The organism is Peribacillus simplex, assembly GCF_900156045.1.
Classification (GTDB): domain Bacteria; phylum Bacillota; class Bacilli; order Bacillales; family DSM-1321; genus Peribacillus; species Peribacillus simplex_D.
Genome location: NZ_FTMX01000002.1, coordinates 235,306 through 260,058, shown reverse-complemented (window position 1 = coordinate 260,058; position 24,753 = coordinate 235,306). Strand labels below are relative to the sequence as shown.

At 40.7% G+C, this 24,753-nt stretch carries 25 protein-coding genes and 2 other annotated features; of the genes, 18 read left to right on the top strand and 7 right to left on the bottom strand.

The features are described 5' to 3' along the window. Nucleotides 1–107 precede the first annotated feature (107 nt). From BW986_RS07795 to trpA, 9 genes are all read left to right on the top strand, one after another. Entirely contained in the window at nucleotides 108–1,088 is a 981-nt protein-coding gene (locus BW986_RS07795) for an NAD(P)H-dependent flavin oxidoreductase (protein ID WP_076366766.1), read from the top strand. Nucleotides 1,089–1,145: 57 nt separating this feature from the next. Next, a complete protein-coding gene (locus tag BW986_RS07790; protein ID WP_076366764.1) occupies nucleotides 1,146–1,421 on the top strand; it encodes a UPF0223 family protein in 276 nt (91 codons plus the stop codon). Nucleotides 1,422–1,487: 66 nt separating this feature from the next. Next, nucleotides 1,488–1,718 (top strand) — a binding site (T-box leader). Nucleotides 1,719–1,753: 35 nt separating this feature from the next. Continuing rightward, nucleotides 1,754–1,991, top strand: a binding site (T-box leader). Between the two features lie 163 nt (nucleotides 1,992–2,154). Next, nucleotides 2,155–3,549 (top strand): anthranilate synthase component I, encoded by a 1,395-nt coding sequence (gene trpE / locus BW986_RS07785; protein ID WP_076366762.1) that lies wholly within the window; start codon nucleotides 2,155–2,157, stop codon nucleotides 3,547–3,549. After that, nucleotides 3,546–4,151, top strand: a complete 606-nt coding sequence (locus tag BW986_RS30065; protein ID WP_179086024.1) for an anthranilate synthase component II — start codon at nucleotides 3,546–3,548, stop codon at nucleotides 4,149–4,151. The genes trpE and BW986_RS30065 overlap by 4 nt, the downstream gene beginning before the upstream one ends. Nucleotides 4,152–4,178: 27 nt before the next feature. Next, nucleotides 4,179–5,201 (top strand): anthranilate phosphoribosyltransferase, encoded by a 1,023-nt coding sequence (gene trpD / locus BW986_RS30060; RefSeq protein WP_179086023.1) that lies wholly within the window; start codon nucleotides 4,179–4,181, stop codon nucleotides 5,199–5,201. After that, the gene (trpC, locus tag BW986_RS29530; RefSeq protein WP_076366760.1) at nucleotides 5,201–5,977 is read left to right on the top strand and encodes an indole-3-glycerol phosphate synthase TrpC; all 777 of its coding nucleotides are present in this window, start codon (nucleotides 5,201–5,203) and stop codon (nucleotides 5,975–5,977) included. Before trpD ends, trpC begins: the two co-directional genes overlap by 1 nt. Nucleotides 5,978–5,987: 10 nt before the next feature. Next, the gene (locus BW986_RS29525) at nucleotides 5,988–6,602 is read left to right on the top strand and encodes a phosphoribosylanthranilate isomerase (protein ID WP_076366758.1); all 615 of its coding nucleotides are present in this window, start codon (nucleotides 5,988–5,990) and stop codon (nucleotides 6,600–6,602) included. Nucleotides 6,603–6,606: 4 nt separating this feature from the next. After that, nucleotides 6,607–7,812: a tryptophan synthase subunit beta gene (gene trpB / locus BW986_RS07765; RefSeq protein WP_076366756.1), complete on the top strand. Its 1,206-nt coding sequence runs from the start codon at nucleotides 6,607–6,609 to the stop codon at nucleotides 7,810–7,812. Further along, on the top strand, nucleotides 7,805–8,584 hold the full coding sequence (trpA, locus tag BW986_RS07760) for a tryptophan synthase subunit alpha (RefSeq protein WP_076366754.1): 780 nt from the start codon (nucleotides 7,805–7,807) through the stop codon (nucleotides 8,582–8,584). Before trpB ends, trpA begins: the two co-directional genes overlap by 8 nt. A 78-nt stretch (nucleotides 8,585–8,662) precedes the next feature. Here the strand turns inward: trpA and BW986_RS07755 are convergent, their stop codons facing one another. Continuing rightward, nucleotides 8,663–9,283 carry a YktB family protein gene (locus BW986_RS07755; RefSeq protein WP_076366752.1) on the bottom strand — a complete coding sequence of 207 codons (621 nt, stop codon included), beginning with the start codon at nucleotides 9,281–9,283 and terminating at the stop codon, nucleotides 8,663–8,665. 195 nt (nucleotides 9,284–9,478) lie between these two features. Here BW986_RS07755 and BW986_RS07750 point away from each other — a divergent pair, with 195 nt between their 5' ends. Beyond that, nucleotides 9,479–9,676 carry a hypothetical protein gene (locus BW986_RS07750; RefSeq protein WP_034314018.1) on the top strand — a complete coding sequence of 66 codons (198 nt, stop codon included), beginning with the start codon at nucleotides 9,479–9,481 and terminating at the stop codon, nucleotides 9,674–9,676. Between the two features lie 326 nt (nucleotides 9,677–10,002). Then, entirely contained in the window at nucleotides 10,003–10,806 is an 804-nt protein-coding gene (locus BW986_RS07745) for an inositol monophosphatase family protein (RefSeq protein WP_076366750.1), read from the top strand. A 77-nt stretch (nucleotides 10,807–10,883) separates the two neighbouring features. Here the strand turns inward: BW986_RS07745 and BW986_RS07740 are convergent, their stop codons facing one another. Then, nucleotides 10,884–11,066 carry a YlaF family protein gene (locus BW986_RS07740; protein ID WP_076366748.1) on the bottom strand — a complete coding sequence of 61 codons (183 nt, stop codon included), beginning with the start codon at nucleotides 11,064–11,066 and terminating at the stop codon, nucleotides 10,884–10,886. 124 nt (nucleotides 11,067–11,190) lie between these two features. Here BW986_RS07740 and typA point away from each other — a divergent pair, with 124 nt between their 5' ends. Genes typA through BW986_RS07725 form a run of 3 tightly spaced genes read left to right on the top strand, consistent with a single transcriptional unit; the run spans nucleotide 11,191 to nucleotide 13,658 of the window. After that, a complete protein-coding gene (typA, locus tag BW986_RS07735) occupies nucleotides 11,191–13,038 on the top strand; it encodes a translational GTPase TypA (protein WP_076366746.1) in 1,848 nt (615 codons plus the stop codon). Nucleotides 13,039–13,060: 22 nt separating this feature from the next. After that, nucleotides 13,061–13,369: a YlaH-like family protein gene (locus tag BW986_RS07730; protein ID WP_034314008.1), complete on the top strand. Its 309-nt coding sequence runs from the start codon at nucleotides 13,061–13,063 to the stop codon at nucleotides 13,367–13,369. A 4-nt stretch (nucleotides 13,370–13,373) separates the two neighbouring features. Next, nucleotides 13,374–13,658 carry a hypothetical protein gene (locus BW986_RS07725; protein WP_076367911.1) on the top strand — a complete coding sequence of 95 codons (285 nt, stop codon included), beginning with the start codon at nucleotides 13,374–13,376 and terminating at the stop codon, nucleotides 13,656–13,658. A gap of 37 nt (nucleotides 13,659–13,695) precedes the next feature. Here the strand turns inward: BW986_RS07725 and BW986_RS07720 are convergent, their stop codons facing one another. From BW986_RS07720 to BW986_RS07710, 3 genes are all read right to left on the bottom strand, one after another. Continuing rightward, nucleotides 13,696–14,127: a hypothetical protein gene (locus BW986_RS07720; RefSeq protein WP_081395536.1), complete on the bottom strand. Its 432-nt coding sequence runs from the start codon at nucleotides 14,125–14,127 to the stop codon at nucleotides 13,696–13,698. After that, nucleotides 14,111–14,311 (bottom strand): YlaI family protein, encoded by a 201-nt coding sequence (locus BW986_RS07715; RefSeq protein ID WP_072272690.1) that lies wholly within the window; start codon nucleotides 14,309–14,311, stop codon nucleotides 14,111–14,113. The genes BW986_RS07720 and BW986_RS07715 overlap by 17 nt, the downstream gene beginning before the upstream one ends. Nucleotides 14,312–14,470: 159 nt before the next feature. Continuing rightward, nucleotides 14,471–15,070 carry a YhcN/YlaJ family sporulation lipoprotein gene (locus BW986_RS07710; RefSeq protein ID WP_076366744.1) on the bottom strand — a complete coding sequence of 200 codons (600 nt, stop codon included), beginning with the start codon at nucleotides 15,068–15,070 and terminating at the stop codon, nucleotides 14,471–14,473. A gap of 265 nt (nucleotides 15,071–15,335) precedes the next feature. Here BW986_RS07710 and BW986_RS07700 point away from each other — a divergent pair, with 265 nt between their 5' ends. Continuing rightward, nucleotides 15,336–16,667 carry a PhoH family protein gene (locus tag BW986_RS07700; RefSeq protein ID WP_076366740.1) on the top strand — a complete coding sequence of 444 codons (1,332 nt, stop codon included), beginning with the start codon at nucleotides 15,336–15,338 and terminating at the stop codon, nucleotides 16,665–16,667. A gap of 64 nt (nucleotides 16,668–16,731) precedes the next feature. Here BW986_RS07700 and BW986_RS07695 read toward each other — a convergent pair whose 3' ends face one another. Beyond that, complete coding sequence (locus BW986_RS07695) at nucleotides 16,732–17,235, bottom strand: hypothetical protein (RefSeq protein ID WP_076366738.1); 504 nt, start codon at nucleotides 17,233–17,235, stop codon at nucleotides 16,732–16,734. A gap of 221 nt (nucleotides 17,236–17,456) precedes the next feature. On the opposite strand from BW986_RS07695, the gene BW986_RS07690 reads away from it, so the two are divergent. Together BW986_RS07690 and pyc are read left to right on the top strand one after the other, a co-directional pair. Then, complete coding sequence (locus BW986_RS07690) at nucleotides 17,457–17,738, top strand: Fpa/YlaN family protein (protein WP_034313996.1); 282 nt, start codon at nucleotides 17,457–17,459, stop codon at nucleotides 17,736–17,738. A 635-nt stretch (nucleotides 17,739–18,373) separates the two neighbouring features. After that, nucleotides 18,374–21,811, top strand: coding sequence for a pyruvate carboxylase (gene pyc / locus BW986_RS07685; RefSeq protein ID WP_076366736.1), 3,438 nt, complete (start codon nucleotides 18,374–18,376; stop codon nucleotides 21,809–21,811). A gap of 188 nt (nucleotides 21,812–21,999) precedes the next feature. Here pyc and BW986_RS07680 read toward each other — a convergent pair whose 3' ends face one another. Continuing rightward, nucleotides 22,000–22,986: a COX15/CtaA family protein gene (locus tag BW986_RS07680; protein ID WP_076366734.1), complete on the bottom strand. Its 987-nt coding sequence runs from the start codon at nucleotides 22,984–22,986 to the stop codon at nucleotides 22,000–22,002. Nucleotides 22,987–23,587: 601 nt separating this feature from the next. Between BW986_RS07680 and cyoE the strand changes: the two genes are divergently transcribed. After that, nucleotides 23,588–24,526, top strand: coding sequence for a heme o synthase (gene cyoE, locus BW986_RS07675; RefSeq protein ID WP_076366732.1), 939 nt, complete (start codon nucleotides 23,588–23,590; stop codon nucleotides 24,524–24,526). Nucleotides 24,527–24,753 lie beyond the last annotated feature (227 nt).

The window sequence follows — 24,753 nt, the reverse complement described above, 5'->3', positions numbered from 1 at the left end:
CTTTTATTAATATTGTAGGTGAGTTTAAAAATTGAACGGTTAAACAATATTTGCCATAATGAAGCTAATGATTTTTGAATTCTGCTGCATAAAACAAACCACATAAAATGAAAAGGGAGCTGAGGAGTTTGAAGTGGAAAACGCGTGTGACCGATTTGTTAGGTATTCAATACCCAATCGTACAAGGGGGATTGGCCCATTTAGCATATGCAGACCTGGCTGCGGCAGTTTCGAATGCAGGAGGGCTGGGGCAAGTAACGGCCATGTCCTTGGACAACCCGGAGCAACTGACAGATGAAATTAGAAAAACCAAATCATTGACGGATAAACCGTTTGGTGTGAACTTTGCAATCGGTCAGCATGGTAGACCATATGAACACATGCTGGAAGCAGCCTTGAAAGAGGATATAGCAGCTGTTTCCGTAACCGGCGGCAACCCTGCACCATTTCTTGATTACCTCAAAGGCACCCAAGTGAAAAAACTAGTGCTCGTTGCAGCAAGAAGGCAGGCAATGAAGGCTGAACAGCTTGGGGCAGATGCGGTGATGGTAGTTGGTCAGGAGGGTGGAGGACATTTAGGCCGTGATGATATTGGAACTTCCGTGTTAATTCCTCAAGTTGTGGACTCCGTTAATATTCCAGTCATCGCCTCGGGTGGTTTTGGCGATGGACGCGGTTTGATGGCAGCATTGGCACTTGGTGCCGAAGGAATCGAGATGGGAACACGATTCATAGCAGTCAAGGAATGTGTTCATGCACATGAATTATATAAAAATTCCTTGGTTTCCGGCACAGAAAATGATACCGTTGTCATCAAGCGTTCCATTGGTGCACCAGCCAGGGTAATTGCAAATGGCTGGACCGATAAGATCCTTGAAATAGAAAAAGAAAACGGCGGATATGAACAATTGAAGGATTACATAAGCGGAAAAGCGAATCAGCGTTATATCCATGACGGTGTCGAAGGTGAAGGCTTTGCTTGGGCCGGACAAGTGATGGGGCTGATTCATGATGTACCATCGACTGCTGAACTATTCAGTCGGATCATCGACCAGGCGGAAGCAATTCGTTCAAAATGGGCAGACTGATGATGCATGGTCTGCCGGACAGCATGAAAAACTATCTAGAAGGAGCGTGTTCAGGGTATGGATTATCAATATCCAATGGATCTTGATTGGTCTACTGAAGAAATCGTAGATGTAATCAAATTCTTTGAAGCTGTAGAAAAGGCTTATGAAAATAAAATACAAAAGGAAGAATTTATGAAGGCTTACCGAAGATTCAAGGAAATAGTCCCCGGAAAGGCGGATGAAAAAAAGTATACCGATGAGTTTGAGTCAGTCAGCACTTATTCAGCCTATCTTGCTATTAAGAAGGCAAAAGGAATCGATGACGGGGAATGGATAAAAATGAAAAATTAAAAATATTTTTAGAAAACTCCATTGACTTACTGAAAAGATTGTTTTAACATAATAAGCAAGAAAATGATAAAGGCAGTGACGAAGAAGAGTACCTTAATGATGTTCTGCAGAGAGCCAGTGGTAGCTGAAAACTGGTGAACGAATTTAAGCGAATGGACTTCCGAGCCCCAAACCGAAACGAATGAACGGAGTAGGCTTTGGCGATTATCTCATCGTTAGTGGAGATAGGCATGTTAATGCCGTAAAGTGAGCTAATTTAGCTAATTAAGGTGGTACCACGGGTTCCTCGTCCTTTGGATGAGGGGCCTTTTTGCGTTTTTATGGAAACGATAATTAAATCTATGAATGAGAGTAGTAATCTTTTTAGATGCGTAACAGAGAGCCGGGATAGGTGGAAACCGGTACGATATAAAAAGATGAATGGACTTATGAGTGGTTTCTTGAAATAAGTAGGGAAACTCGGCCGCCACCGTTAAAGGGTAATCGCAAGAATTCTTCATTTCTTGCTTGAGAGGGAAAAATGATGCATTTTTCCAACTTGAGGTGGCACCGCGGTTTACCGTCCTCTGCAGACACATATTTGTGTTTGCGGGGGATTTTTTTATTGGTGAATATATATACCTTTGAGAAAAAATCAAAAACCAGAGGAAATGAAAACTCCGGCACTTGGCCAAAAGGGTTTTCCCTTCTAGGGGTTAATAAGAGCGAATAAGAATCGGGAGGGAATTGAGAGATGAATAATTTGGATGAAAAAAAAATACTCCGTTTCAAAATGGACACAATTGAAGGGGATATCCACACACCCATTGCCATATTTCAGAAATTAGATGGTTACCAGAAGTTTTTATTAGAAAGCTCGAATTCGCATCATGACAACGGCCGCTACTCCTATCTAGGTTCAAAACCTTATCTGGAGGTGACTTCACTTGCTGGCCAAGTAAATGTGAAAGATACTGAAACAGGTGATCAAATTGTAAAGAACATCAATATCATCGAGTTTCTAAAAAATGAGTTATTAGTGGAGATAGGAGAGGCTCCCATACATCTTCCGCCATTTAACGGTGGTGCAATCGGATATATGGGCTATGACATCATTCGTTTGTATGAAAATATAGGTCCTGTGCCTCCTGATTCTCTGCAAATGCCTGATGCTCATTTTCTCTTTTATAAAGAACTGTATATATTCGATCATGTTCTGCAGAAGATCCATCTTTTGACTGCGGAAGAAGATAGTGAAAAAAGTTTATTGGGGATGAAGGAAAAAATCAATCAGGCAAGCAAACCGTCAAAGGAAATATCGTCGGAATATTTGGAATTCAAATCGAATTTCAGTCAGGATGAATTTGAGAAAATGGTCCTTGAAGTTAAATCAGCGATTATAGCTGGTGAAGTGTTCCAAGTTGTTTTATCACAAAGGTTCAAAGCGGACTTCGATGGGGAGCCTTTCGATGCCTACCGTCGTTTGCGTTTAGCCAACCCCTCTCCTTATATGTTCTATATAGAATTTGGTGACTATACAATTATTGGGTCGTCTCCTGAAAGTTTGATCAGTGTTTCATCAGGATTGGTTCATGTTAATCCCATTGCCGGTACAAGACCGAGAGGGAAAACGGATGAAGAAGATAAAGGCTTCGAAAAAAGCCTGCTGATGGATGAAAAGGAACTTGCCGAGCATAAGATGCTTGTTGATTTGGGTAGGAATGATCTTGGCAGGGTTTGCGAAATCGGTTCAATCCACCTTACCGAGGAAATGGAAATTCAAAGATATCAGCATGTCATGCATATTGCTTCTAAGGTTAGCGGAAAGCTTAGGGAAGGGTTCACGAGTTTAGATGCGTTGACGGTCTGCCTCCCTGCCGGAACAGTCTCAGGTGCTCCTAAAATCAGGGCAATGGAGCTGATCAATCAACTTGAAAATTGTAAAAGGGGGATGTATTCGGGCTCGATAGGGTTCATAGGTTTTGGAGGGGATCTTGATATGGCTTTAGCCATTAGGACGATGATCATTAAAGAGGGCAAGGCCTATGTCCAGGCAGGGGCAGGAATAGTATATGATTCAGATCCAAAAACGGAATTTGAAGAAACACAAAATAAAGCACGCGCTTTAATGGAGGTTCACACAAAATGATTCTATTAATTGATAACTATGACTCGTTCACTTATAACCTTTATCAATATTTAGGAGAAGTGGAAAAAGAAATCATAGTAAAAAGGAATGACGAAATCACCCTTGCGGAAATTGAGGAACTGAATCCCATGGCAATCGTCATTTCCCCGGGACCAGGCAGGCCGGAAGATGCTGGTATCAGTATGGAAATCATCCGTAATTTTTATGAAAAAGTTCCGCTATTAGGCATTTGTTTGGGGCATCAGGCCATTGGGGCAGTTTTTGGTGCGAATGTGGTTGGGGCGAAACAAATCATGCATGGGAAAACATCGATTATCGAACATGATGGAACAGGTGTATTTGCCAAACAGGACTTACAATTCCCGGTAATGCGTTACCATTCCCTTGTAGTTGAAAGGGCGAGCTTGCCAAATGAACTGAATGTAACGGCAGTAGCACTGGATGATGGGGAAATCATGGCCCTGAAACATCAAGACTTCCCGCTTTACGGTTTACAGTTCCACCCTGAATCAATAGGGACGAAAATCGGCAAGGAATTATTACATCAATTTTATGAGATTGCGGGAACATTCCAATCTGAGAAGGAACAATCCATCTTATAAAACAATAAACGACTGGGGGAGTTAGCGGTGAAGGAGTATTTAGCGAAGTTAGCAGAGCGTCAAACATTGACGGAAGAAGAGATGAGCAGAGCAGCCCAAGCGTTATTTTCTAAAGATATCACCGAAAGCGAGATGGCAGCTTTCATTATTGCCCTTAAATCCAAAGGGGAAACGGCAGGTGAAATAGCAAGCCTTGTCAGGGTCATGAGAAAAGAAGCAAGAAGTGTACGAACAAGTTCGCTTAATGTTATGGATAATTGCGGAACGGGGGGAGATGGGTCGCAAAGCTTCAATATAAGTACAGCATCAGCCTTCGTGCTTGCCGGGGCTGGTGTCAAGGTTGCCAAACATGGAAACCGCAGCATCTCAAGCAAAACGGGCAGTGCGGATGTATTGGAAGAATTAGGTGTTAATTTATACTTGGAGCCTGACATGTTAAAAGAACTATTGGAGGAAAATGGGATCACATTCTTATTTGCCCCATCGGTCCACCCCAATATTGCACGGATAATGAAAGTGAGAAAAGAACTGAAAATCCCGACGATATTTAATCTAATCGGTCCTCTGACAAATCCAGTCCAACTCGACACGCAATTAATGGGAATTAATCGACGTGATATGCTCGAGCTTTTTGCGGAAGTCCTACATAAATTAGGCAGGAAACGCGCGGTCGTGATAAATGGTGCAGGGTTTATGGATGAAGCGAGCCTACAGGGTGAAAATTCACTCGTGCTTTTGGAGCAGGGGGATATTATCCCATTTACGCTGCACCCTGAAGAAGTGGATCTTCCGGTTTACGGAAATGATGCCATCCGCGGCGGTGACGCAAAACAAAATGCCGATATCATGCTTAGGCTTCTCAAAGGGGAAAAAGGGGCTTATCGTGATACCGTTTTATTGAATGCTGGATTGGGATTATACGCACATGGTACGGCAGCAACGATCAAAAAAGGAATCTCCATGGCCAAAGAAAGCATTGATAGCGGATCGGCACTTGCAAAGTTAGAAAATCTGATTGCTTATGGCAATAGAAATAAGGTGGTCATGTAATGGAAAATATCTTAACGAAAATCATCGAACAGAAAAAGGTGGAAGTCACAAAATTAAAAGAAATGGGCTTAGATGATTCGGTAATGATCAACATAGTCAGACCATCTTTGGTGGAAAATTTGAAAACGGCGAAATCAATGGCGGTTATCGCGGAAATAAAACGGGCTTCCCCTTCAAAAGGGGACATTAAAATCAATGTAGATCCGATCGAGCAGGCCCTTTCATATGAAAGTGGCGGAGCGGCAGCGATATCCGTATTGACGGATGAGGTTTTCTTTAAAGGATCAATTGCAGATTTGAGAATCGTAAGCGAGGCCATACGGATTCCCAGGTTGTGCAAAGATTTCATCATCGATGAGGTCCAAATCGATCGCGCCCATCAAGCTGGTGCCACTATCATTCTATTGATTGTGGCAGCACTTTCTAAAGAACGCCTTCATGAATTATATCAATATGCAAAAAGAAAAGGGCTTGAAGTATTGACGGAAGTCCATGATGAAGCCGAATTGGAACGGGCTCTAGAGCTGAATGCAGAGCTAATAGGGATTAACAATCGGAATTTAAAGACCTTCAAAGTGGATTTGTCTGTAACGGAACGACTGGCGAAGTTACTTGATCCAAAACGCCATATCATTATCAGTGAAAGTGGAATCAAAACAAAAGAAGACGTGATGCGTGTGAAGGAAGCTGGTGCAAAAGCGATTTTAGTCGGTGAGACACTGATGACTGCATCAAATCTTCCTCACAAGATGGCCGAACTGCAAATGAGTATATAAGGAGATTAATATGTTAGTGAAAATCTGTGGGATAAAGACATTGGCAGCCGCTCAGACTGCCGTTAGTTCCGGGGCAGACTTCATTGGTTTCATTTTTGCCGAGAGTAGCAGGAAGGTTGAGCCAGAGATAGTAGGAGAAATCGGTGCGAATCTGGCTGGACAGGTTAAAAAAGTTGGAGTGTTTGCCAATCAAACTGAACAAGAAGTGATAAAAAGTGCTGAAATTGCAGGGTTGGATTATATCCAGCTTCATGGAAACGAGTCTGCCGGCTTTGCCCGCAGAATGCCCCTACCGGTGATCAAGGCCGTTGCCGTCAGTTCAGAGAAAGACCTTGAAAACCTTCATGAATACCCAGCAGATTATCTATTAGTAGATCTTCCTAAGAGTTCATCCGGAAAGGGATTGACTTTGGATTGGGATATGATCGGAAAGGCGGATCTGCCACCGGGGAAAGTGATTCTAGCGGGTGGGCTGACTCCGGAAAATGTGGGAAAAGCGATTGATGCCGTTTCACCATTCGCAGTTGACGTAGCCAGCGGCGTTGAAACAAACGGATTAAAAGATGCCGTAAAAATAAAGGCATTTATTAATGAGGCAAAATATACAGCCGGAAAAGAGGAATGAATTGATGAACACTTATACACAGCCTGATAAAACTGGACATTTTGGAGCGTATGGAGGCCGTTTCGTTCCGGAAACTTTAATGGCGGCGATTACGGAGCTTGAAGAAGTATATGATCAATCTAAAAATGATCCTGAATTCCAAAGGCAGCTAAATTATTACCTGAAACAATATATCGGTCGGGAAACACCACTTTATTTTGCGGAGAACTTGACGAGACTTGCTGGTGGTGCAGATATTTATCTGAAGCGGGAAGACTTGAATCATACCGGAGCACACAAAATAAATAATACGATCGGTCAGGCTTTGCTGACTCTGAAAATGGGCAAGAAAAAGGTGATTGCTGAAACGGGTGCAGGACAGCATGGGGTTGCAACGGCGACTGTGTGTGCTTTGCTGAAGTTGGAATGCATCATCTTTATGGGAGAAGAAGATATCAGGAGACAGAAATTGAATGTATTCAGGATGGAGCTTCTGGGAGCCAAGGTCATATCTGTATCACAAGGAAGCGGAACACTGAAGGATGCAGTGAATGAGGCGTTACGATATTGGGTGGCGAATGTGGATGACACCCATTATATAATGGGATCAGTTCTTGGTCCGCATCCATTCCCCGTCATTGTACGTGATTTTCAAAGCGTGATAGGGAATGAAACAAAGCGTCAATATTCAGAGGCGGTTCATTCCCTACCGGATGCAGTGGTCGCTTGCATAGGCGGAGGAAGTAATGCAATGGGAATGTTTTATCCCTTCATTGAGGATGAAACGGTAAAATTATACGGAGTGGAAGCGGCAGGGCATGGACTTGAAACACCATTACATGCTTCAAGTTTGACGAAGGGGAAACCAGGGGTGCTCCACGGGGCATTCATGTATGTATTGCAGAACGAGGACGGTCAGATCCAGGAGGCACATTCAATTTCAGCAGGGTTGGATTATCCAGGGGTAGGGCCTGAACATAGTTACTTAAAAGATACAAATCGGGTGGAATATACTTCTGTAACCGATGATGAAGCCTTGGAAGCTCTAGCGATGCTTTCTAGGGAGGAAGGGATCATCCCTGCGTTAGAAAGTTCACATGCCATTTCCTACGGTTTAAAGCTTGCTAAAGAAATGGAGAAAGGAACAGGGCTGGTCATTTGCCTGTCCGGCCGTGGTGATAAGGATGTTGAAACGGTCCAATCATTGATGGGGGGTAGTGAACATGAATAAATTAACAAATGCGCTTGAAGAATGTCAAACAAAGAAGGAAAAAGCATTCATCCCTTATATTATGGCAGGGGATGGAGGGCTTGAACGGTTAAAGAGCCAGCTTCTTTTCCTTGAAAAAAGCGGTGCGACTGCCGTTGAACTAGGCATACCATTCTCTGACCCTGTTGCTGATGGACCGGTTATCCAACAAGCCGGCATCAGATCTTTGGAAAATGGAACAACTTTAAAAGATGTCCTGAAAAAAGTAATGGAGATCAAAAATGAAGTGACCATCCCGATTATTTTGATGGGATATACGAATTCAATCCTGGCATATGGACTTAAAGAGTTTACGAATGATTGTCTCAATGCAGGGATTTCCGGGTGCATCATCCCCGATTTACCGATTGAGGAAGAAGCCATCTTTTCATCAATCAAAACTGCAGGGATCGTTCTTATCCGACTTGTGACACTCACGTCTTCGAAAGAACGTATCACTGAGATTACTGCAGGGGCGGAGGGATTCATCTACGCAGTTACAGTCAAAGGCATTACGGGTGCCCGTGACGCCTTTGGGGAAGAACTTGGAGGCTATTTAAAGAAGGTAAAAGAGATAAGTCCGGTTCCCGTTCTTGCTGGTTTCGGCATATCGACGCCAAATCATGTCCGTGATGCAATACAATACTGCGATGGTGTCATTGTCGGCAGCAAGATCATCGAATGCTTCGAGACAGGTAAGGAAGATCAAATTGGTGATTTGATACAAGCAAGCAAAGGAGTCGTGCAAAAATAGGAAAGGAGAGCCGTCAAGGCTCTCCTTTTTTCTAATTGAAAGCATCCGATATTCAATCCGAATACGAAGCAACTGTGTTTAATTCAATTGATATAAGGGTAAAAGATGTTCAAACCCATCTTGAATGGTTTGAATGAAATCATCATCTTTTAACTTAATGGCGTCATCACGGGAAATTTTTATACCGCAAAGGATTTCGGCTTTTTTTACAGTTTGCAAGCGGGTGAACATTGAATTCAAATCATCTACTCCAAGATTACCATGGGTGATGACATCAGGTTTTGTATGGTCCATTGACCATACATAATGGGAGGGAATGCTATTCACTAATTTGGCTGCCTGCTGCTCCAGTCGCTTTCCGATTTCCGTTTTATTAGGGGCTTCATAAATCACGGCATACCAGATGAACATATGCGTTTCCCATAACCCGATTTGGAAATGCGGCATCATTTTATAACCTCTGCTATTGGCAGCGAAAGCAACCCAAGTATCTTTAGGAGGATTCACTGACCGTCTGGCATGCTTTGCAACGTGAGGGTGCATATCATCGCCGGTCATAACTGACAGTTTTTGAGAAAAGTGTTCTCCAAGTGCTTGTAATTTGGGCTGGATCCGTTCTTTTAAAGCATCCATGCGCGGTTCCAATCCATCAATTTTAAAAACATCAAAATCATCTGCTGTAAAACTTGCTATATTCATTTTCATCTCTCCTACCGTAATATCTGCACATATTGTAGCATAAGTAAAAGTAAAATTTAAAAAATACGATTTGGGTTGGCAATGTAAATTTTCCGTATAGGTTATAACACAAATTAGTTGCTATTTGAGGTAGGAAGTCATATGATAAGATAAATTCAGAAAATTACGTTAATTGATGAAGGGAGAATGTTAATTATGAAACAAGTCATGAACCAAGCATTAAAAGCTAAAGAAGTTGAAAGACATAGAGCTGCAGTGTTAAGGATGGAAATGGACTATGAATTAGCAACCCTTTTTGAAGCAATCGGTGAAGAGAATGACCAAAAGAGGTCACAATGCAAGCAAAGGCTAGAACGCATCCGCTTGGAATTGTTGAAACTGAAAGCCTTGTAATATGATTGGCTGCAGAGATCTTGAAGGAGAATGAATAAAGGAAATGAATCAATTTCAATACAAGGAATTTTATTATAGATGAACGGACACATTATTTTATTAAAAAATAATGTGTCCGTTTTTCATTAAATGCCCAATATATAAGTAGTATTTTATTTTGGCGGGTCCTTTTAATAAGGAAGGGAAACGTTAAGTCAAAGTGATAATGTTAAAAAAAATGGAAAAATTAAGATGTTAAAAACTTGAAGGCAAGCTATATTTGCTTTAATCTTTAGAAGAGGATCATTTTAATGTAGTTTCTGATCATAAAGGACGGGGATATTATAATGGCATCGGTCAAGGAAATGGATACATATGCGAAGTTATGGATGAAAGAAGCGGGAACTAGGCTAAGGGCGTCCTTTAAAACCAAGTTGAATATTGAAATGAAAACGAATCCGAATGATTTGGTTACTAATATGGATAAGGGGATAGAAAAGTTTTTTTGCGAAAAAATCGGCGAAGTTTTTCCTGAACACCGCATATTCGGGGAAGAGGGAATGGGCAATGATATTAAAGACCTAAAAGGTACTGTGTGGATCATCGATCCAATTGATGGAACGTTGAATTTCATTCATCAACAGAGGAATTTTGCAATATCCCTTGGGGTTTATGTGGATGGCATCGGAAAGATCGGCATGGTTTACGATGTATTTAGTGATGAACTATATCATGCGATTAAGGGGCAAGGAGCATTTCTGAATGATCAAAGGCTGCCATCTCTTGAAGCGACATCAGTAAGCAAAGCGATAATTTCAATTAATGCAAGCTGGGTAACGGAAAACCGTAGGATCGATCCGAGACTCTTGGCACCGCTAGTTCGGGATGCAAGAGGGACACGTTCTTATGGCTCGGCAGCATTGGAACTTGCTTTCGTCGCAGCTGGAAGGATTGATGCATACATAACCATGAGACTCATGCCCTGGGACTTTGCCGGAGGAGTTTTACTGGTTGAGGAAGTGGGCGGGGAAGTTAGTAATATTAAAGGTGACGAATTGGACTTTTTAAAAGGTGACTCACTTTTCGTATCTAAACCAGGGCTCCATAAAGAAGTATTCGATAAATACTTAACAGGAAATTCCAGTAATTAGTATTAAGGTCTAATTATAAAATGCTAATTTTGAAATAATTAACAAAAAAACTCGCTGTCTGTCAGCGAGTTTTTATATTATAACTTTCCGGCTTCGCGTAATTTCTTCTTCTGAGTGAAACCGAACCCCATGATTCCGCAAAGAATGACGATTGCAGCTAATATTCCAATCAAGCTCTTTTCAGCAATGAAGATGCCAATGGAGCCAATGCTGGCTGTTGCCAATACCGCTAATATTAAGAAATTCCATTTAATGTTCATTAATATCACCCCTAATATATCTATTGTACATAATTTCTGTATTTGTTTCTAGTATGTTTGTGATATAATATGTAAGCTAATACTAGTGATACGTTATACACAAACTTTTTTAGGAGTGAATTTTTTGAAATTAAGAGAAAATATTCGTAATATAGCCATCATTGCCCACGTTGACCATGGTAAAACGACGTTAGTGGATCAGTTGCTTAAGCAATCTGGTACTTTCCGTGAAAATGAACATGTGGAAGAACGTGCGATGGATTCTAATGCGATTGAAAAAGAACGCGGAATCACGATTCTTGCGAAAAATACAGCAGTTCAATACCAAGATACAAGAATCAATATTTTGGATACACCTGGTCATGCCGACTTTGGAGGTGAAGTGGAACGGATCATGAAAATGGTTGATGGCGTTCTTCTTGTTGTTGATGCATATGAAGGCTGTATGCCGCAAACTCGCTTTGTGTTGAAAAAAGCATTGGAACAAAAGATTACACCAATCGTTGTCGTGAACAAAATCGATAAAGATTCTGCACGTCCGAATGAAGTGGTCGATGAAGTAATTGACTTATTCATCGAACTAGGAGCTGAAGAAGAACAGTTAGAATTCCCAGTAGTCTTCACTTCAGGTATTGCAGGTACTGCAAGCTTGGATTCAGATCCTACTAAACAAGAAAAAGACATGACCCCACTTTTCGAAACAATCGTCGAAACGATCCCAGCACCAATTGATAACTCAGATGAACCGCTTCAATTCCAAGTGGCTTTACTTGACTATAATGATTATGTAGGACGTATCGGGGTTGGCCGTGTATTCCGCGGTAAAATGCATGTTGGTCAACAAGTTTCATTAATGAAACTTGATGGGACGGTTAAACAATTCCGTGTAACGAAAATCTTTGGTTATATTGGCTTGAAGAAAGTTGAAATCCAAGAAGCCGTTGCCGGTGATTTAATTGCCGTTTCTGGTATGGAGGATATTAACGTAGGTGAAACGGTTTGTCCGACTGAACACCCTGATGCACTACCTATCCTGCGTATTGACGAGCCAACATTACAGATGACTTTCCTTGTAAATAACAGCCCATTCGCAGGCCGTGAAGGAAAATTTGTTACAGCTCGTAAAATTGAAGAGCGTTTGAGAAACCAATTACAGACGGATGTCAGCTTAAGAGTCGAAAATACCGATTCTCCGGATGTCTGGGTTGTTTCAGGCCGTGGGGAGCTTCACCTTTCCATCCTGATCGAAAACATGAGACGTGAAGGCTATGAACTGCAGGTTTCTAAACCGGAAGTTATCGTTCGTTTGATTGATGGCGTCCGTTGTGAGCCTGTTGAACGTGTACAAATCGACGTACCTGAGGAGCACACTGGTTCTATCATGGAATCAATGGGAGCCCGTAAAGGTGAATTATTGGACATGATCAATAGCGGAAGCGGTCAAGTTCGTTTACTGTTCACGGTTCCAGCTCGCGGACTTATTGGATATTCCACTGAGTTCTTAACGATTACACGTGGATATGGTATCATGAACCACTCATTTGACAGCTACCAACCAATGGCACAAGGTCAAGTCGGCGGAAGACGTCAAGGTGTACTGGTTTCCATGGAATCAGGAAAAACTACACAATATGGTATTATGCAAGTAGAAGACCGCGGGGTTATTTTCGTTGAGCCAGGTACGGATATTTATGAAGGCATGATCGTCGGGGAGCATAACCGTGATAGCGATTTGACCGTCAATATCGTTAAAGCGAAACAAATGACAAATATGCGTTCAGCAAATAAAGACCAAACTTCTTCCATGAAAAAACCAAGAATCATGTCCCTTGAAGAAGCTCTAGAATATTTGAACGATGACGAGTACTGTGAAGTAACTCCGGATTCAATCCGTCTTCGTAAAAAAATTCTTGATAAAAACGAACGTGAAAGAGCAGCTAAAAGAAAGAAAGTTGCCCTTGAAGAAAAATAAATAGCAAGAGGAGGAGAAAAGATTGGATATCCAAGAGCGATTATCATTTTTTGCAGCATTGTACAGAGTGGATGAAAATCCTGAAGCGGGAATGTGGTATTTATATTTGACGGTCTTTGGATTATGCATCCTAGTCTATCAGTTAGGTTTTGCCAAAAAGTTACCTTTGCTAAAAAATGTGGTCATTTATGTGGTAATGGCACTTGGATGTACCCTTCTTTCTTTCTTTGCGGTGTTTCTTCCTATGGGGGAAGCATTAGTCATCGCTTCGCTTGTTCTTGGGATTTATCGAATCCGTCTTCATAATTCGAGAAAAGAAGAACAGGCTTAAGATGATGAAATCATTACAGGATGCTTTATACAATTGGTTGACGATCAAAGTTGTCTGTGATGCAAGGCCTGATGATACAGCAGCACGTGATACAGAAATGTTTTTCATGCAGATGCTGAAAGATGATCATCAGGTGATAATCGATTCGGTTTCAAAAACAGAACCTTTTTATTTCGTCGAGTATCTTTTGGGGGACGAAATGAAAAAGCAACGTTATCCGATTGAATTGATTGATATCATGTTAGACCAAATACAGTTGGAGCCAGATAAGTATAAAAATATCGAGTAATGATAAAAAGAACCGTGCGATATACGCACGGTTCTTTTTATATTGCTCTGGGGAGGAAAAGTCCGTAAAAAAGATGTAAGATTGTCCACAAAAAGAAAGCTGTCAAATCAGAAGGAAGGACAGCTTCTGTTTTCGACAGCGCCGATAATGGGAAGTAAAGCATGATTGCTGGAATGATCGTGAAAAAAGCAAGTGTGTAGTTGTTCCAATTCCTGAAAATCTTCAAAGGACGAAGAATATAAACGTAACAAAACGTAATTGCCAGTGAGAAAAGGAGATGGAAAAAGAACAATGTTGCCTCACTCCAGGAAACAGCTCCGATTACAGGAAGGAAATCCACATTCAATAGGAGCTTATAAACTGGTTTACCGGAAAACATTTCGACCAACTTCATTATCAATCCAAGCAGAATTCCATTGATGAGACCGATCAGGGAAACTTTATAATTTATTCTACCATTCATCTTCATTTTTGATTGTCCGGTAAAGACGGAAGTTTCCGGTTGCAATCCGTTCGTTCGTACGCTCCTCTATGCGTTGGTTGCATGTATTGCACATATAGGTATGTATAGGGCGGTTACGAAGTTTCTTAGCTTCTGGGCTATCATCAGGTATAGATTCAATTTGATCGCATATTACACATTTAACCTTCATATTAGTTGAACCTCACTTCAATTTGAATATGGTTTTAAGTATACCAATATTTTTATGGTAAAACGAGGATAAAGTGAAACTAACATATGAACGTTTACGTTACTGGGTTCATGACGGATAAAGAAAAAAACCCGAAGATTGACTCCGGGTTAGGCATATTCATTCTTTAAAGTGATTGGATTGATCATTTTGCTCTTTATCGAGTTCTTTTCTTTCCGATTCATCATCAAGTTTATTTTTTTCATTTTCAATGTTCTTGGACGGCGTTGGGGTTAAAATGTCGCCAGGAACCTCAGGAATGACACGACTTGTGATGTCAGCCAGTTCATTTAGTATCCCGGTTACCGGTTTACCGTCTTTAATGTCTCTGGCCACCTCCCTGATCCGCTCATTTATATCCGGGTCAGCGACGATGAGGGCATTTGCGCCTTCAGGATCATGTTTTAAAGTTTCTCCAACTGAATACTTTATCGTTCCGACCTGTGAACGCTCAATATCTTGGTCGATATCTATTCCGACGATGGCATATTTGCCAAGTACGACTGCGGTGGCATCGTTTACCTCAGGAATGGATTTAGCCAAACCAGTGAGTCTTTCCGATGTTTGCTGACCTGTATTTCTGTCTGCCTCCTTAATGGTCGAGTTATTGACTTTCGTTAAATTGTTTTTCGCATTATTTTCAGACACTTCATTTTTATTATCCATTGTGCAACCTGTCATCAACAGAACAGCAGCGAGCGACAAAATGTATTTTTTCAATGTGCAGCCTCCTTAATGTTTTTTGTTGGTTCCAGCCTGTCCACCAATGACCAAGTCTGATTCATGTAAGTAAAAATGCGGCCAAACATGTTGTCATCAATGCTGGGGATAGCATTTTTGCTGGAAGTTTTCTTTATAGTCTGTAAATGTTCTTCTATCTTTATGCAAATGAACATATATTTTATCAACAGTCTCGTCCGCTACATAACTTCTGAGTGTAGTAAATGGTAAGGCATATCCTAAAGAGCAGGCAGGAGGCGTCATATTGGGGAAAAAAATCTATGTTTTAGATACGAATGTCCTGTTGCAGGATCCGTACTCGATTTATTCATTCGAAGATAATGAAGTTGTCATTCCGGCAGTCGTATTAGAAGAATTGGATTCGAAAAAACGGTATATGGATGAAATCGGAAGGAATGCCAGGCAAGTATCGAAATTGATTGATAGCTTCCGTGAAAAAGGGAAGCTTCATCAGAGCGTTCCGCTTCATAATGGAGGCAGCATAAGGATTGAACTCAACCACCGTTCATTTCATAAGCTTCAGGAAATTTTTGTGGAGAAAACGAATGATAACAGGATATTGGCAGTTGCGAAAAATTTATCTTTGGAGGAAGAGACGAAGGAAGATGGAAAAACGGTCATTTTGGTAAGCAAAGATACTCTCGTCAGGGTTAAAGCCGATGCCATCGGACTTGAGGCAGAGGACTTTTTAAATGATCGTGTCGTAGAACTGGACCATATATACGCTGGGCACAAAGAAGTGTTTGTATCGATTGATAATCTGAATAAGTTTTATGAAAAAAGTTTTCTGTCACTGGAGGAACTGACAAAAGATTCATATTATCCAAATCAATTCCTGTTGATGAAGGACACGCTGGGCAGTTCAGCATCTGCGATTGGGATAGTGGATGAGAACTGCAGGCTAGTTAAGAAATTGATGTATGAAGGGGAACATATTTGGGGAATTAAACCGAGAAATGTCCAGCAGACTATGGCCCTTGATTTATTGCTTCGTTCGGATATCCAGCTTGTGACGCTCATTGGTAAGGCAGGGACAGGCAAGACTTTATTGGCATTGGCTACAGGATTGATGCAAACTGAAGATTTGTCACAATATAAGAAACTTCTCGTTGCCAGGCCGATTGTTCCTGTTGGTAAAGATATTGGTTATCTGCCAGGGGAAAAAGAAGAAAAATTAAGACCTTGGATGCAGCCTATTTTCGATAATCTCCAATTTTTGTTCAATACGAAAAAACCTGGGGAATTGGATGCCATTCTAGCTGGCATGAGTTCGATTGAAGTGGAAGCCTTGACCTATATCAGGGGAAGGAGCATCCCGGATCAGTTCATCATCATCGATGAAGCGCAGAACTTAACAAAACATGAGGTCAAGACCATCTTGACGAGAGTCGGGGAGCGGAGCAAAATTGTATTAATGGGGGATCCAGAGCAAATAGATCATCCTTATTTAGATGAATATAATAATGGTTTGACCTATGTGGTGGAAAAATTCAAGACAGAGCGCATTGCCGGCCATGTTAAATTGATAAAAGGGGAAAGATCTGGATTGGCCCAACTCGCAGCTACGCTTTTATAATCCAATCGGCAAGGGATGTCCCTTGCCGATTGCTCTAAAGTTTTCGGGAAGAATGGACTATGTCTTATTTAACAGTGAAAGACCGTACATTTTTTATCGGATCATTGATGTTGGAAGCGTCTCCGAAATAAATTTCCATAGGGCCGCCTTCAGATATTTTAAGCGGCTTTCCATCCTTGGAAAAGCCCAGGAAAAATTCAAGTGCCGTTTCCAACGGGAATGTAAGCTCCTCATCATCGGTTGTAACGATGACTTCAGTTACCCCATTTTCAGGTTCGGCATTTTTTAAAAAAGGTTCAAAAGGGATGCCGAAAGTCCCTTCCAGCAATCTTTGCTTCTCGAACTTTCTTTCCGTTTTTATTGTGGGCGGCATTATTGCGCCTTCCTGTATTTCTTTTTGCCAATGTTTGGAAGCGGCAATCGTATATTCTTCTAATTCATTGACTTGGACTCTTTCAGCGTGGAAATATGTATCGATTTCAACTTTACGGTCATCAAAAATCCATACTCCAGGATCTAGCGTAATTGGATATTTCACTTTCCCATTTATAAATACGATAGGTTCCAAATATCTCATTCCTTTCTGTTGCTCTTTAATGATTATAATCAATTATAATTGAAATGTCACATCTACAAGATGGTGAACAATTTTCATTGCTGGATATATTCATTTGAGAGGTGGCAGTGATATCCCAATGGCAAATTGTTTGTCAATGTCCTTGCTTTTTCACAAAACTAAAGGTAGAATTTAGAGATAAGATTTAATCGCTCTGAGCGGGGGGATTTAACATGGCATCTGATATGCTTGTCAATCATCGAGAAAAAGCTTATGCTTTATTAAAAGCAGATGCTGACAAGATTCTAAAACTGATAAAAGTTCAAATGGAAAATCTCACTATGCCTCAATGTCCTTTGTATGAAGAGGTACTTGATACGCAAATGTTCGGCCTATCACGAGAAATTGATTTTGCCGTACGCTTAGGTTTGGTAGAGGAAACCGAGGGTAAATCCCTTTTGGAGACGCTTGAACAGGAATTGTCAGTTTTGCATGAAGCATCATTAAAAAAATAATAGATAAAACATACTAACTCAAACAAATCTCGATGATTGTTTGAGTTTTTTATTTATATACATAATTAATCGATAGTGTTATACTATATTCAATAATGACATACTAATTAATCCAAACAAGCTCAATTGTGTTTAATTATTATTTTGTTTTTTTATTTTTTTGAATTTTCGATGTAATGTTTAATGGTTATCTTCACATTTCAAATTTCTCTATCAATCATGAAATATGTGGGATTTTTCAATCGAATCCCTTTGATTAACAATGGGACGTTAGTCGGAAAGCCGGAGCTAATTCCTTGTTTTTATATACGAATATATGTAATTTTTTATTTTTTTATTGTATTCAGTTAATTTTAGTATTATGGTTATATTAATTGAATGTTAAATCAAATTGATAATATATTATTATAGCTAAATTTTCATTTGCTATTGGTGTAAGGCACTTTTTAGTCTTGAACGGATGTAAAAAACGAGAATATAAAATATATCGAAATAATTACATCTGCAATAAAATGAGCTTGATCAGAATGGTCTCCTTGGTTGGGATATAAATTCTTGAATAAAAAGTGGTGAAAGTCTTTCACGCTTTTTTTCTATATATTCAATAAAAATACATATTGATTAGGGTGGTAGCAATGGGGAAACGTATAGAAAAAGTACTTGCGGCAAATCGTGGAGAAATAGCGATACGGATTTTTCGGGCATGTACGGAATTAGACATTCACACAGTTGCAATCTATTCAAAGGAAGATTATGGTTCTTATCACCGATATAAAGCGGATGAGGCATATTTGGTTGGGGAAGGCAAAAAGCCGATTGATGCATACCTGGATATTGAAGGCATCATTGCAATCGCCAAAATGAGCGGAGTCGATGCGATTCATCCCGGTTATGGTTTCCTTTCAGAAAATATTGAATTTGCGAAACGTTGTGAGGAAGAGGGCATAATCTTCATCGGACCAGAATCAAGACACCTAGATATGTTTGGTGACAAAGTAAAAGCCAGAACACAAGCTGAACTGGCTGATATTCCGGTTATCCCTGGTAGCGATGGACCGGTGACCAGTGTTGAAGAAGTAAAGAAATTTGGTGAACAACATGGTTTTCCAATTATCATAAAAGCCTCTTTAGGCGGCGGCGGACGTGGAATGCGGATTGTCGAAAAAATTGAAGAAGTTGAAGAGGCTTATGATCGCGCAAAATCAGAAGCTAAAGCGGCTTTTGGTAATGATGAAGTCTATGTAGAGAGATTCATTCAAAATCCGAAGCATATCGAAGTTCAGATTTTGGCTGATACTCATGGGAATATCGTCCATTTATATGAGCGTGACTGTTCCGTTCAGAGACGGCATCAAAAAGTTGTGGAAGTGGCACCTTCCGTTTCCCTTTCCGAGGATTTAAGGGAAAGGATTTGTGAGGCAGCAGTCAAGTTGGCAAAAAATATTGATTATGTAAACGCCGGTACGGTCGAATTCCTTGTCGCAAATGGCGAATTTTACTTTATTGAAGTCAATCCACGGGTTCAGGTTGAGCATACCATTACTGAAATGATTACGGGCATTGATATCGTTCAATCCCAAATCATGGTAGCGGAAGGGCATGAACTCCATGGCAAAAAGATTGGTATTCCCGAACAGTCAGGAATCAAAACACATGGATATGCGATTCAATCACGGGTGACGACTGAGGACCCATTGAATAATTTCATGCCTGATACCGGGAAAATGATGGTTTACCGTTCCGGTGGGGGATTCGGTGTTCGTCTGGACGCTGGGAATGGATTCCAAGGTGCGGTCATCACACCATATTATGATTCCCTTCTCGTTAAACTTTCCACTCATGCGCTTTCATTTGAACAGGCAGCTTCCAAAATGGTTCGTAACCTTAAGGAGTTCAGGATTCGTGGAATTAAAACAAATATTCCCTTCCTTGAAAATGTTGTAAAACATGAAAAATTCATAAATGGGGAATATGATACATCATTCATTGATTCAACACCGGAATTATTCAGCTTCCCAATTAGAAAAGACCGTGGAACAAAAATGCTTTCATATATCGGAAATGTGACCGTGAATGGATTCCCGGGAGTCGAGAAAAAGAAAAAACCTGTTTTTGATCCAGCTCCAATTCCGAATGTTGGTGGCCTGCCGCTAATCTCGGGTACAAAAAATATACTTGAAGAGCAAGGTGCAGAGGGACTGGTCAATTGGATCAAAGAACAGAAAGAGGTATTGATCACCGATACGACTTTCCGCGATGCACATCAATCTTTACTGGCAACGAGAATCAGGTCGAAAGATATCCTTGATATCGCTGAGCCTACAGCAAAACTACTTCCTGATTTGTTTTCAATGGAAATGTGGGGCGGGGCAACTTTCGATGTTGCCTATCGATTCTTGAAAGAAGATCCATGGGACAGGCTGATAAGTTTCAGGAAAAAAGCACCTAATGTCCTATTGCAAATGCTTTTAAGGGCTTCAAATGCAGTTGGTTATAAAAACTACCCTGATAATGTCATTCGTGAATTCGTAGAGAAATCAGCGAATACAGGCATTGATGTTTTCAGGATCTTCGACAGCTTAAACTGGGTAAAAGGGATGGAACTGGCTATTGATGCAGTCCGTCAATCCGGTAAAATTGCGGAAGCGGCCATCTGTTATACCGGGGATTTGAATGATCCATCACGCAGCAAGTATAATATCGACTACTATAAAAATATGGCTGTGGAATTAGAACATGCCGGTGCCCATATTTTAGCGATCAAGGATATGGCAGGCCTCTTGAAACCTGATGCTGCTTACCGCCTTGTATCGGAACTGAAAGAAGCGACATCACTTCCGATCCATCTGCATACTCATGATACAAGCGGAAATGGTATTTTCATGTACTCGAAAGCGATCGAAGCTGGTGTGGATATCGTTGATACGGCGATTGGTTCTTTAGCTGGACTGACTTCGCAGCCAAGTGTACAAACACTTCATTATGCGTTGGAGGGGTCAAACAGACAGCCTAAGTTGGAAGTCGATTCACTAGAGCGTTTAGGAGAATACTGGGGAGAGGTCAGGAAATTCTATCACGACTTCGAAAGCGGAATGAATGCACCTCATACTGAAGTGTACAAACACGAAATGCCGGGCGGTCAATATAGCAATCTGCAGCAGCAAGCCAAAGCAGTGGGGCTGGGTGACCGCTGGCATGAAGTTAAAGAAATGTACCAGCGTGTCAATGTAATGTTCGGCGATATCGTTAAAGTAACTCCTTCATCCAAAGTTGTTGGGGATATGGCTTTATTCATGGTACAAAATAACCTGTCTGAAGAAGATGTTCTGACAAAAGGCAAATCCATCGATTTCCCTGATTCAGTCATAGAGTTATTCGAAGGCTATCTAGGTCAGCCGGTTGGGGGATTCCCTAAAGAGCTTCAGGAAGTTATCCTGAAAGGGAAGAAACCTATAACAGTAAGACCGGGTGAATTATTGGAAGAAGTGGATTTTGCAGCTCTTAAAGAAGAATTATTCAAGGAATTGGGACGGGCAGTCACTGATTTCGATGTGCTTGCATATGCTTTATATCCAAAAGTATTCCTGGACTACAATAAAACGATTGAGCTGTTTGGTGATGTTTCCAACCTTGATACCGCAACTTTCTTATATGGCATGAGGCTAGGGGAAGAGATCGAAGTAGAAATTGAAAAGGGTAAAACGCTCATCGTAAAATTGGTTTCAATCGGTCAGCCATTGGCTGATGGAACAAGGGTTGTGTATTTTGAGTTGAATGGTCAATCACGTGAAGTGATTATCAAGGATGAAAACATTAAATCTTCCGTTGTATCAAAAATGAAAGCTGACCCTAAAAATAAAGAACAACTGGGTGCGACAATGCCAGGTACGGTTATTCGTGTAGTGGTCGAGAAAGGCGATCAGGTCAAGCAGGGTGATCACCTGATCATTACGGAAGCGATGAAAATGGAAACTACCGTGCAAGCACCATTCTCCGGGACAATTAAGGATATTTATGTAAAAGATGGAGAAGCGATCAGTACTGGGGACTTATTGATTGAAATAACTAAGTAATATCGCTGACTGTGACCTTGTGAATGATTTGGGGTATATGTGGCAGGCTTGAGGTTTTAAGCTGCCCTATACCCTCTTTTTAGGCAATGTACGGTCATTGAACTCCCCATTAGATAAAACAAAACCACCATTCCCGGGAATGGTGGTTTTGTTTATCTTAATTTCATTATTGATTGAACAATCAGACATTAACGGGCGGGTACCGTTGGCGTTATATCCTGTTCATCCTGTCCTTTGACAGAGTGAACGGAGTTCTTTTTTTGCTTGGCAAGGGCATTTTTTTTGCTTCTTGATGTCAATAGCATCAAATAGCTCATTACACCAAAAAAGCAGGCAATGAATAGTGCGTGAGTTAGTGCGATATATAGGTTTTGCCTTGAGAAAATGATAAAGGCACCAGCGGTAACTTGTAAAAATACGAGAATGAATGCAGCAATCCAGCCGCCATATAGCACTTTTTGATTTCTATAATGTTTTTTTGCGATATAAGCCACATAGGATACCCAAATGAAAATAGCGCCTGCCATTGCACGGTGCCCCATCTGAATCCATTCATAAAGGTTGGAGGGGAGTGCAAGACTATCATTTACGCATAAAGGCCAATCCTTACAGATAAGACTTGATTCTGTATGCCTTACAAGAGCACCTGTATAGACGACCACGAGACAAAAAATCAATACGCCAATAATATGGAATTTCATTCGTTTGTCAACGATAAGTTTTTCTGCTTCGAACTTCTTGTCCACTTCAAAAATCAACAGTGTCAGTAAAAAGACGGCAGCAAAGGAAATGAGCGATATGCCAAAATGAAGGGCAAGGACGAAATCGGATTGTGACCAAATGACGGCAGCGGCTCCGATCAACCCTTGCAGTAACAGAAAACCAAAAGAAAGGACGGATAAGAAACGCGCTTCACGGATATGGCCGATTTTTTTCCAAGACATATACGATAATAATAAAACAAGGAAACCTCCAGCACCTGAAACGAGCCGATGGGAAAGCTCAATGACCAATTCAATCGTGATTTTGTCCGGGATCAATTGGCCATTGCACAATGGCCAGGACCTGCCGCATCCCATGCCGGAATCCGTCTTCGTGACTAAAGCTCCACCAAGTAAGATGAAAAGCATTACAACCGTAGTTAAAACAGCAAACCATTTAAGAGACGATTTCACTAGTAGCCCCACCTTTTTCTCTGTAGCAAATTAGGGTTGTTCCATAAAATTAATAATAGCATAAGGTTTTCATAATATTTGTCGAACTTCCTCGATATTACACAAAATAGAATGATTTTACAAGTTCAGTTAATATTATAACTATTAATTAAAATGCCTGAAATAGTTGAAAGTTACTAAAGACTTTGATAGAAATAAAGGGAGTGTAAACCTTCAAGTAGGAGCAAAATAGGGAATAAGCCTAGGGGATGATGATGATAGCATATTATTCATGTTCTTGATGAACATCATACAAGAGATAAGTAAATTATTGAGACACAAATTGGTCAAAAAATACCCGAAAAATTTTCACAAAAGCTTCCAAAAATGTGTTTTAATATATTGAAGAAATGATTTTACTAAATTTTACTGTTTTTAAGCATGATATTAAGAATGAAAGCTCTCGATGGATTCCATTGACAACGGTCATTGGTAAATAATTTACTTTTTGTTTACGCTTCCTTGGTTACAAATATCAAAAAGTATGAAATAATGTTCTATAGCATATGTAAGTTTTTTTTGCATTTGCGTCTGTTTTGAATGATTTAAAGGAGGAAAACAAATGTCAGAAACAAGGGGTTTGTCAGAAGCTGTCATGGAGGACAGTAAAGCCGCCCTTCAATCGGATATACCTGAAACAACAGCTTGGAAGGATTTTCTCGCACTTATAAAAGTGGGGATTGTCAATTCAAATATAATTACAGCTTTTACCGGCGTGTGGTTAGCTCTTCATTTTTCGGGGCTTAGCTTCTTAAACAATCTAGATGTAGTGTTTTATACACTTGCAGGTTCGGCGCTCATAATGGCGGGATCTTGCAGTTTCAATAATTATTATGACCGTGATATCGATCATTTAATGGAAAGAACGAAAAACCGTCCAACGGTAACTGGGAAAGTGCAGCCTTCAAAGGTATTGGCATTAAGTTTCGGTTTAATTGCTGCAGGGCTGATTTTACTTGCATTGACTAATATGACAACTGCCATACTAGGAGCATTCGGTGTCTTCGCCTATGTTGTTTTATATACCATGGTTTTCAAACGTAGATTTGTCTCGAATACGATTATAGGCAGTATATCCGGAGCGGTGCCTCCACTTATCGGGTGGGCTGCAGTCGATCCGGGCCTTGATAAGATCGCCTGGGTCCTGTTCGCGATCATGTTCTTGTGGCAGCCTCCTCATTTTTATGCACTTGCAATGAGGCGTGTCGAAGAATATCGTGCAGCTGGGGTACCCATGCTTCCGGTAGTGAAAGGGTTCAAGGCGGCAAAAAGATCGATTATGCTATGGATCGTCGGTTTAATGTTCGTTCCTTTCTTTTTAACTCCATTAGGAACTCCGCTAGTTATTCTTGCTGCATTATTGAGCACGGGTTGGCTTATTTTGGGGATTAAGGGGTATAAAAAGAAAGATGATGTTAAATGGGCAACATCCATGTTTGTATATTCCTTAAATTATATGACCATTTTATTTGTAGCGATGGTTATTGTCACTCTCATCTAGTTGTGGTTTAAATAAGCTGGCGGCCTGTTCTTTTGCAGGCTCCAGCTTACTGATAAATAAAGCACTGACCGCCATTCATACATATTAAAGGAACCAACGGGGCCATACATAAGAGCGGTTACATGAATCATCTTAATAATTCCTTAGATTAGGGATTCTTTCTTTTTTAGAAATTGACATAGAGAGAATATTCGCAATTGCGCCCATTTTTAATTTTGTGAGAAAAT

Excerpts from the sequence above, each read along its gene's own strand:
- BW986_RS07795 (WP_076366766.1), top strand. The coding sequence starts at position 108 with ATGAAAAGGGAGCTGAGGAGTTTGAAGTGGAAAACGCGTGTGACCGAT.
- BW986_RS07790 (WP_076366764.1), top strand. The coding sequence starts at position 1,146 with ATGGATTATCAATATCCAATGGATCTTGATTGGTCTACTGAAGAAATC.
- trpE (WP_076366762.1), top strand. The coding sequence starts at position 2,155 with ATGAATAATTTGGATGAAAAAAAAATACTCCGTTTCAAAATGGACACA.
- BW986_RS30065 (WP_179086024.1), top strand. The coding sequence starts at position 3,546 with ATGATTCTATTAATTGATAACTATGACTCGTTCACTTATAACCTTTAT.
- trpC (WP_076366760.1), top strand. The coding sequence starts at position 5,201 with ATGGAAAATATCTTAACGAAAATCATCGAACAGAAAAAGGTGGAAGTC.
- BW986_RS29525 (WP_076366758.1), top strand. The coding sequence starts at position 5,988 with ATGTTAGTGAAAATCTGTGGGATAAAGACATTGGCAGCCGCTCAGACT.
- trpB (WP_076366756.1), top strand. The coding sequence starts at position 6,607 with ATGAACACTTATACACAGCCTGATAAAACTGGACATTTTGGAGCGTAT.
- trpA (WP_076366754.1), top strand. The coding sequence starts at position 7,805 with ATGAATAAATTAACAAATGCGCTTGAAGAATGTCAAACAAAGAAGGAA.
- BW986_RS07755 (WP_076366752.1), bottom strand. The coding sequence starts at position 9,283 with ATGAATATAGCAAGTTTTACAGCAGATGATTTTGATGTTTTTAAAATT.
- BW986_RS07750 (WP_034314018.1), top strand. The coding sequence starts at position 9,479 with ATGAAACAAGTCATGAACCAAGCATTAAAAGCTAAAGAAGTTGAAAGA.
- BW986_RS07745 (WP_076366750.1), top strand. The coding sequence starts at position 10,003 with ATGGCATCGGTCAAGGAAATGGATACATATGCGAAGTTATGGATGAAA.
- BW986_RS07740 (WP_076366748.1), bottom strand. The coding sequence starts at position 11,066 with ATGAACATTAAATGGAATTTCTTAATATTAGCGGTATTGGCAACAGCC.
- BW986_RS07725 (WP_076367911.1), top strand. The coding sequence starts at position 13,374 with ATGAAATCATTACAGGATGCTTTATACAATTGGTTGACGATCAAAGTT.
- BW986_RS07720 (WP_081395536.1), bottom strand. The coding sequence starts at position 14,127 with ATGAAGATGAATGGTAGAATAAATTATAAAGTTTCCCTGATCGGTCTC.
- BW986_RS07715 (WP_072272690.1), bottom strand. The coding sequence starts at position 14,311 with ATGAAGGTTAAATGTGTAATATGCGATCAAATTGAATCTATACCTGAT.
- BW986_RS07690 (WP_034313996.1), top strand. The coding sequence starts at position 17,457 with ATGGCATCTGATATGCTTGTCAATCATCGAGAAAAAGCTTATGCTTTA.
- pyc (WP_076366736.1), top strand. The coding sequence starts at position 18,374 with ATGGGGAAACGTATAGAAAAAGTACTTGCGGCAAATCGTGGAGAAATA.
- cyoE (WP_076366732.1), top strand. The coding sequence starts at position 23,588 with ATGTCAGAAACAAGGGGTTTGTCAGAAGCTGTCATGGAGGACAGTAAA.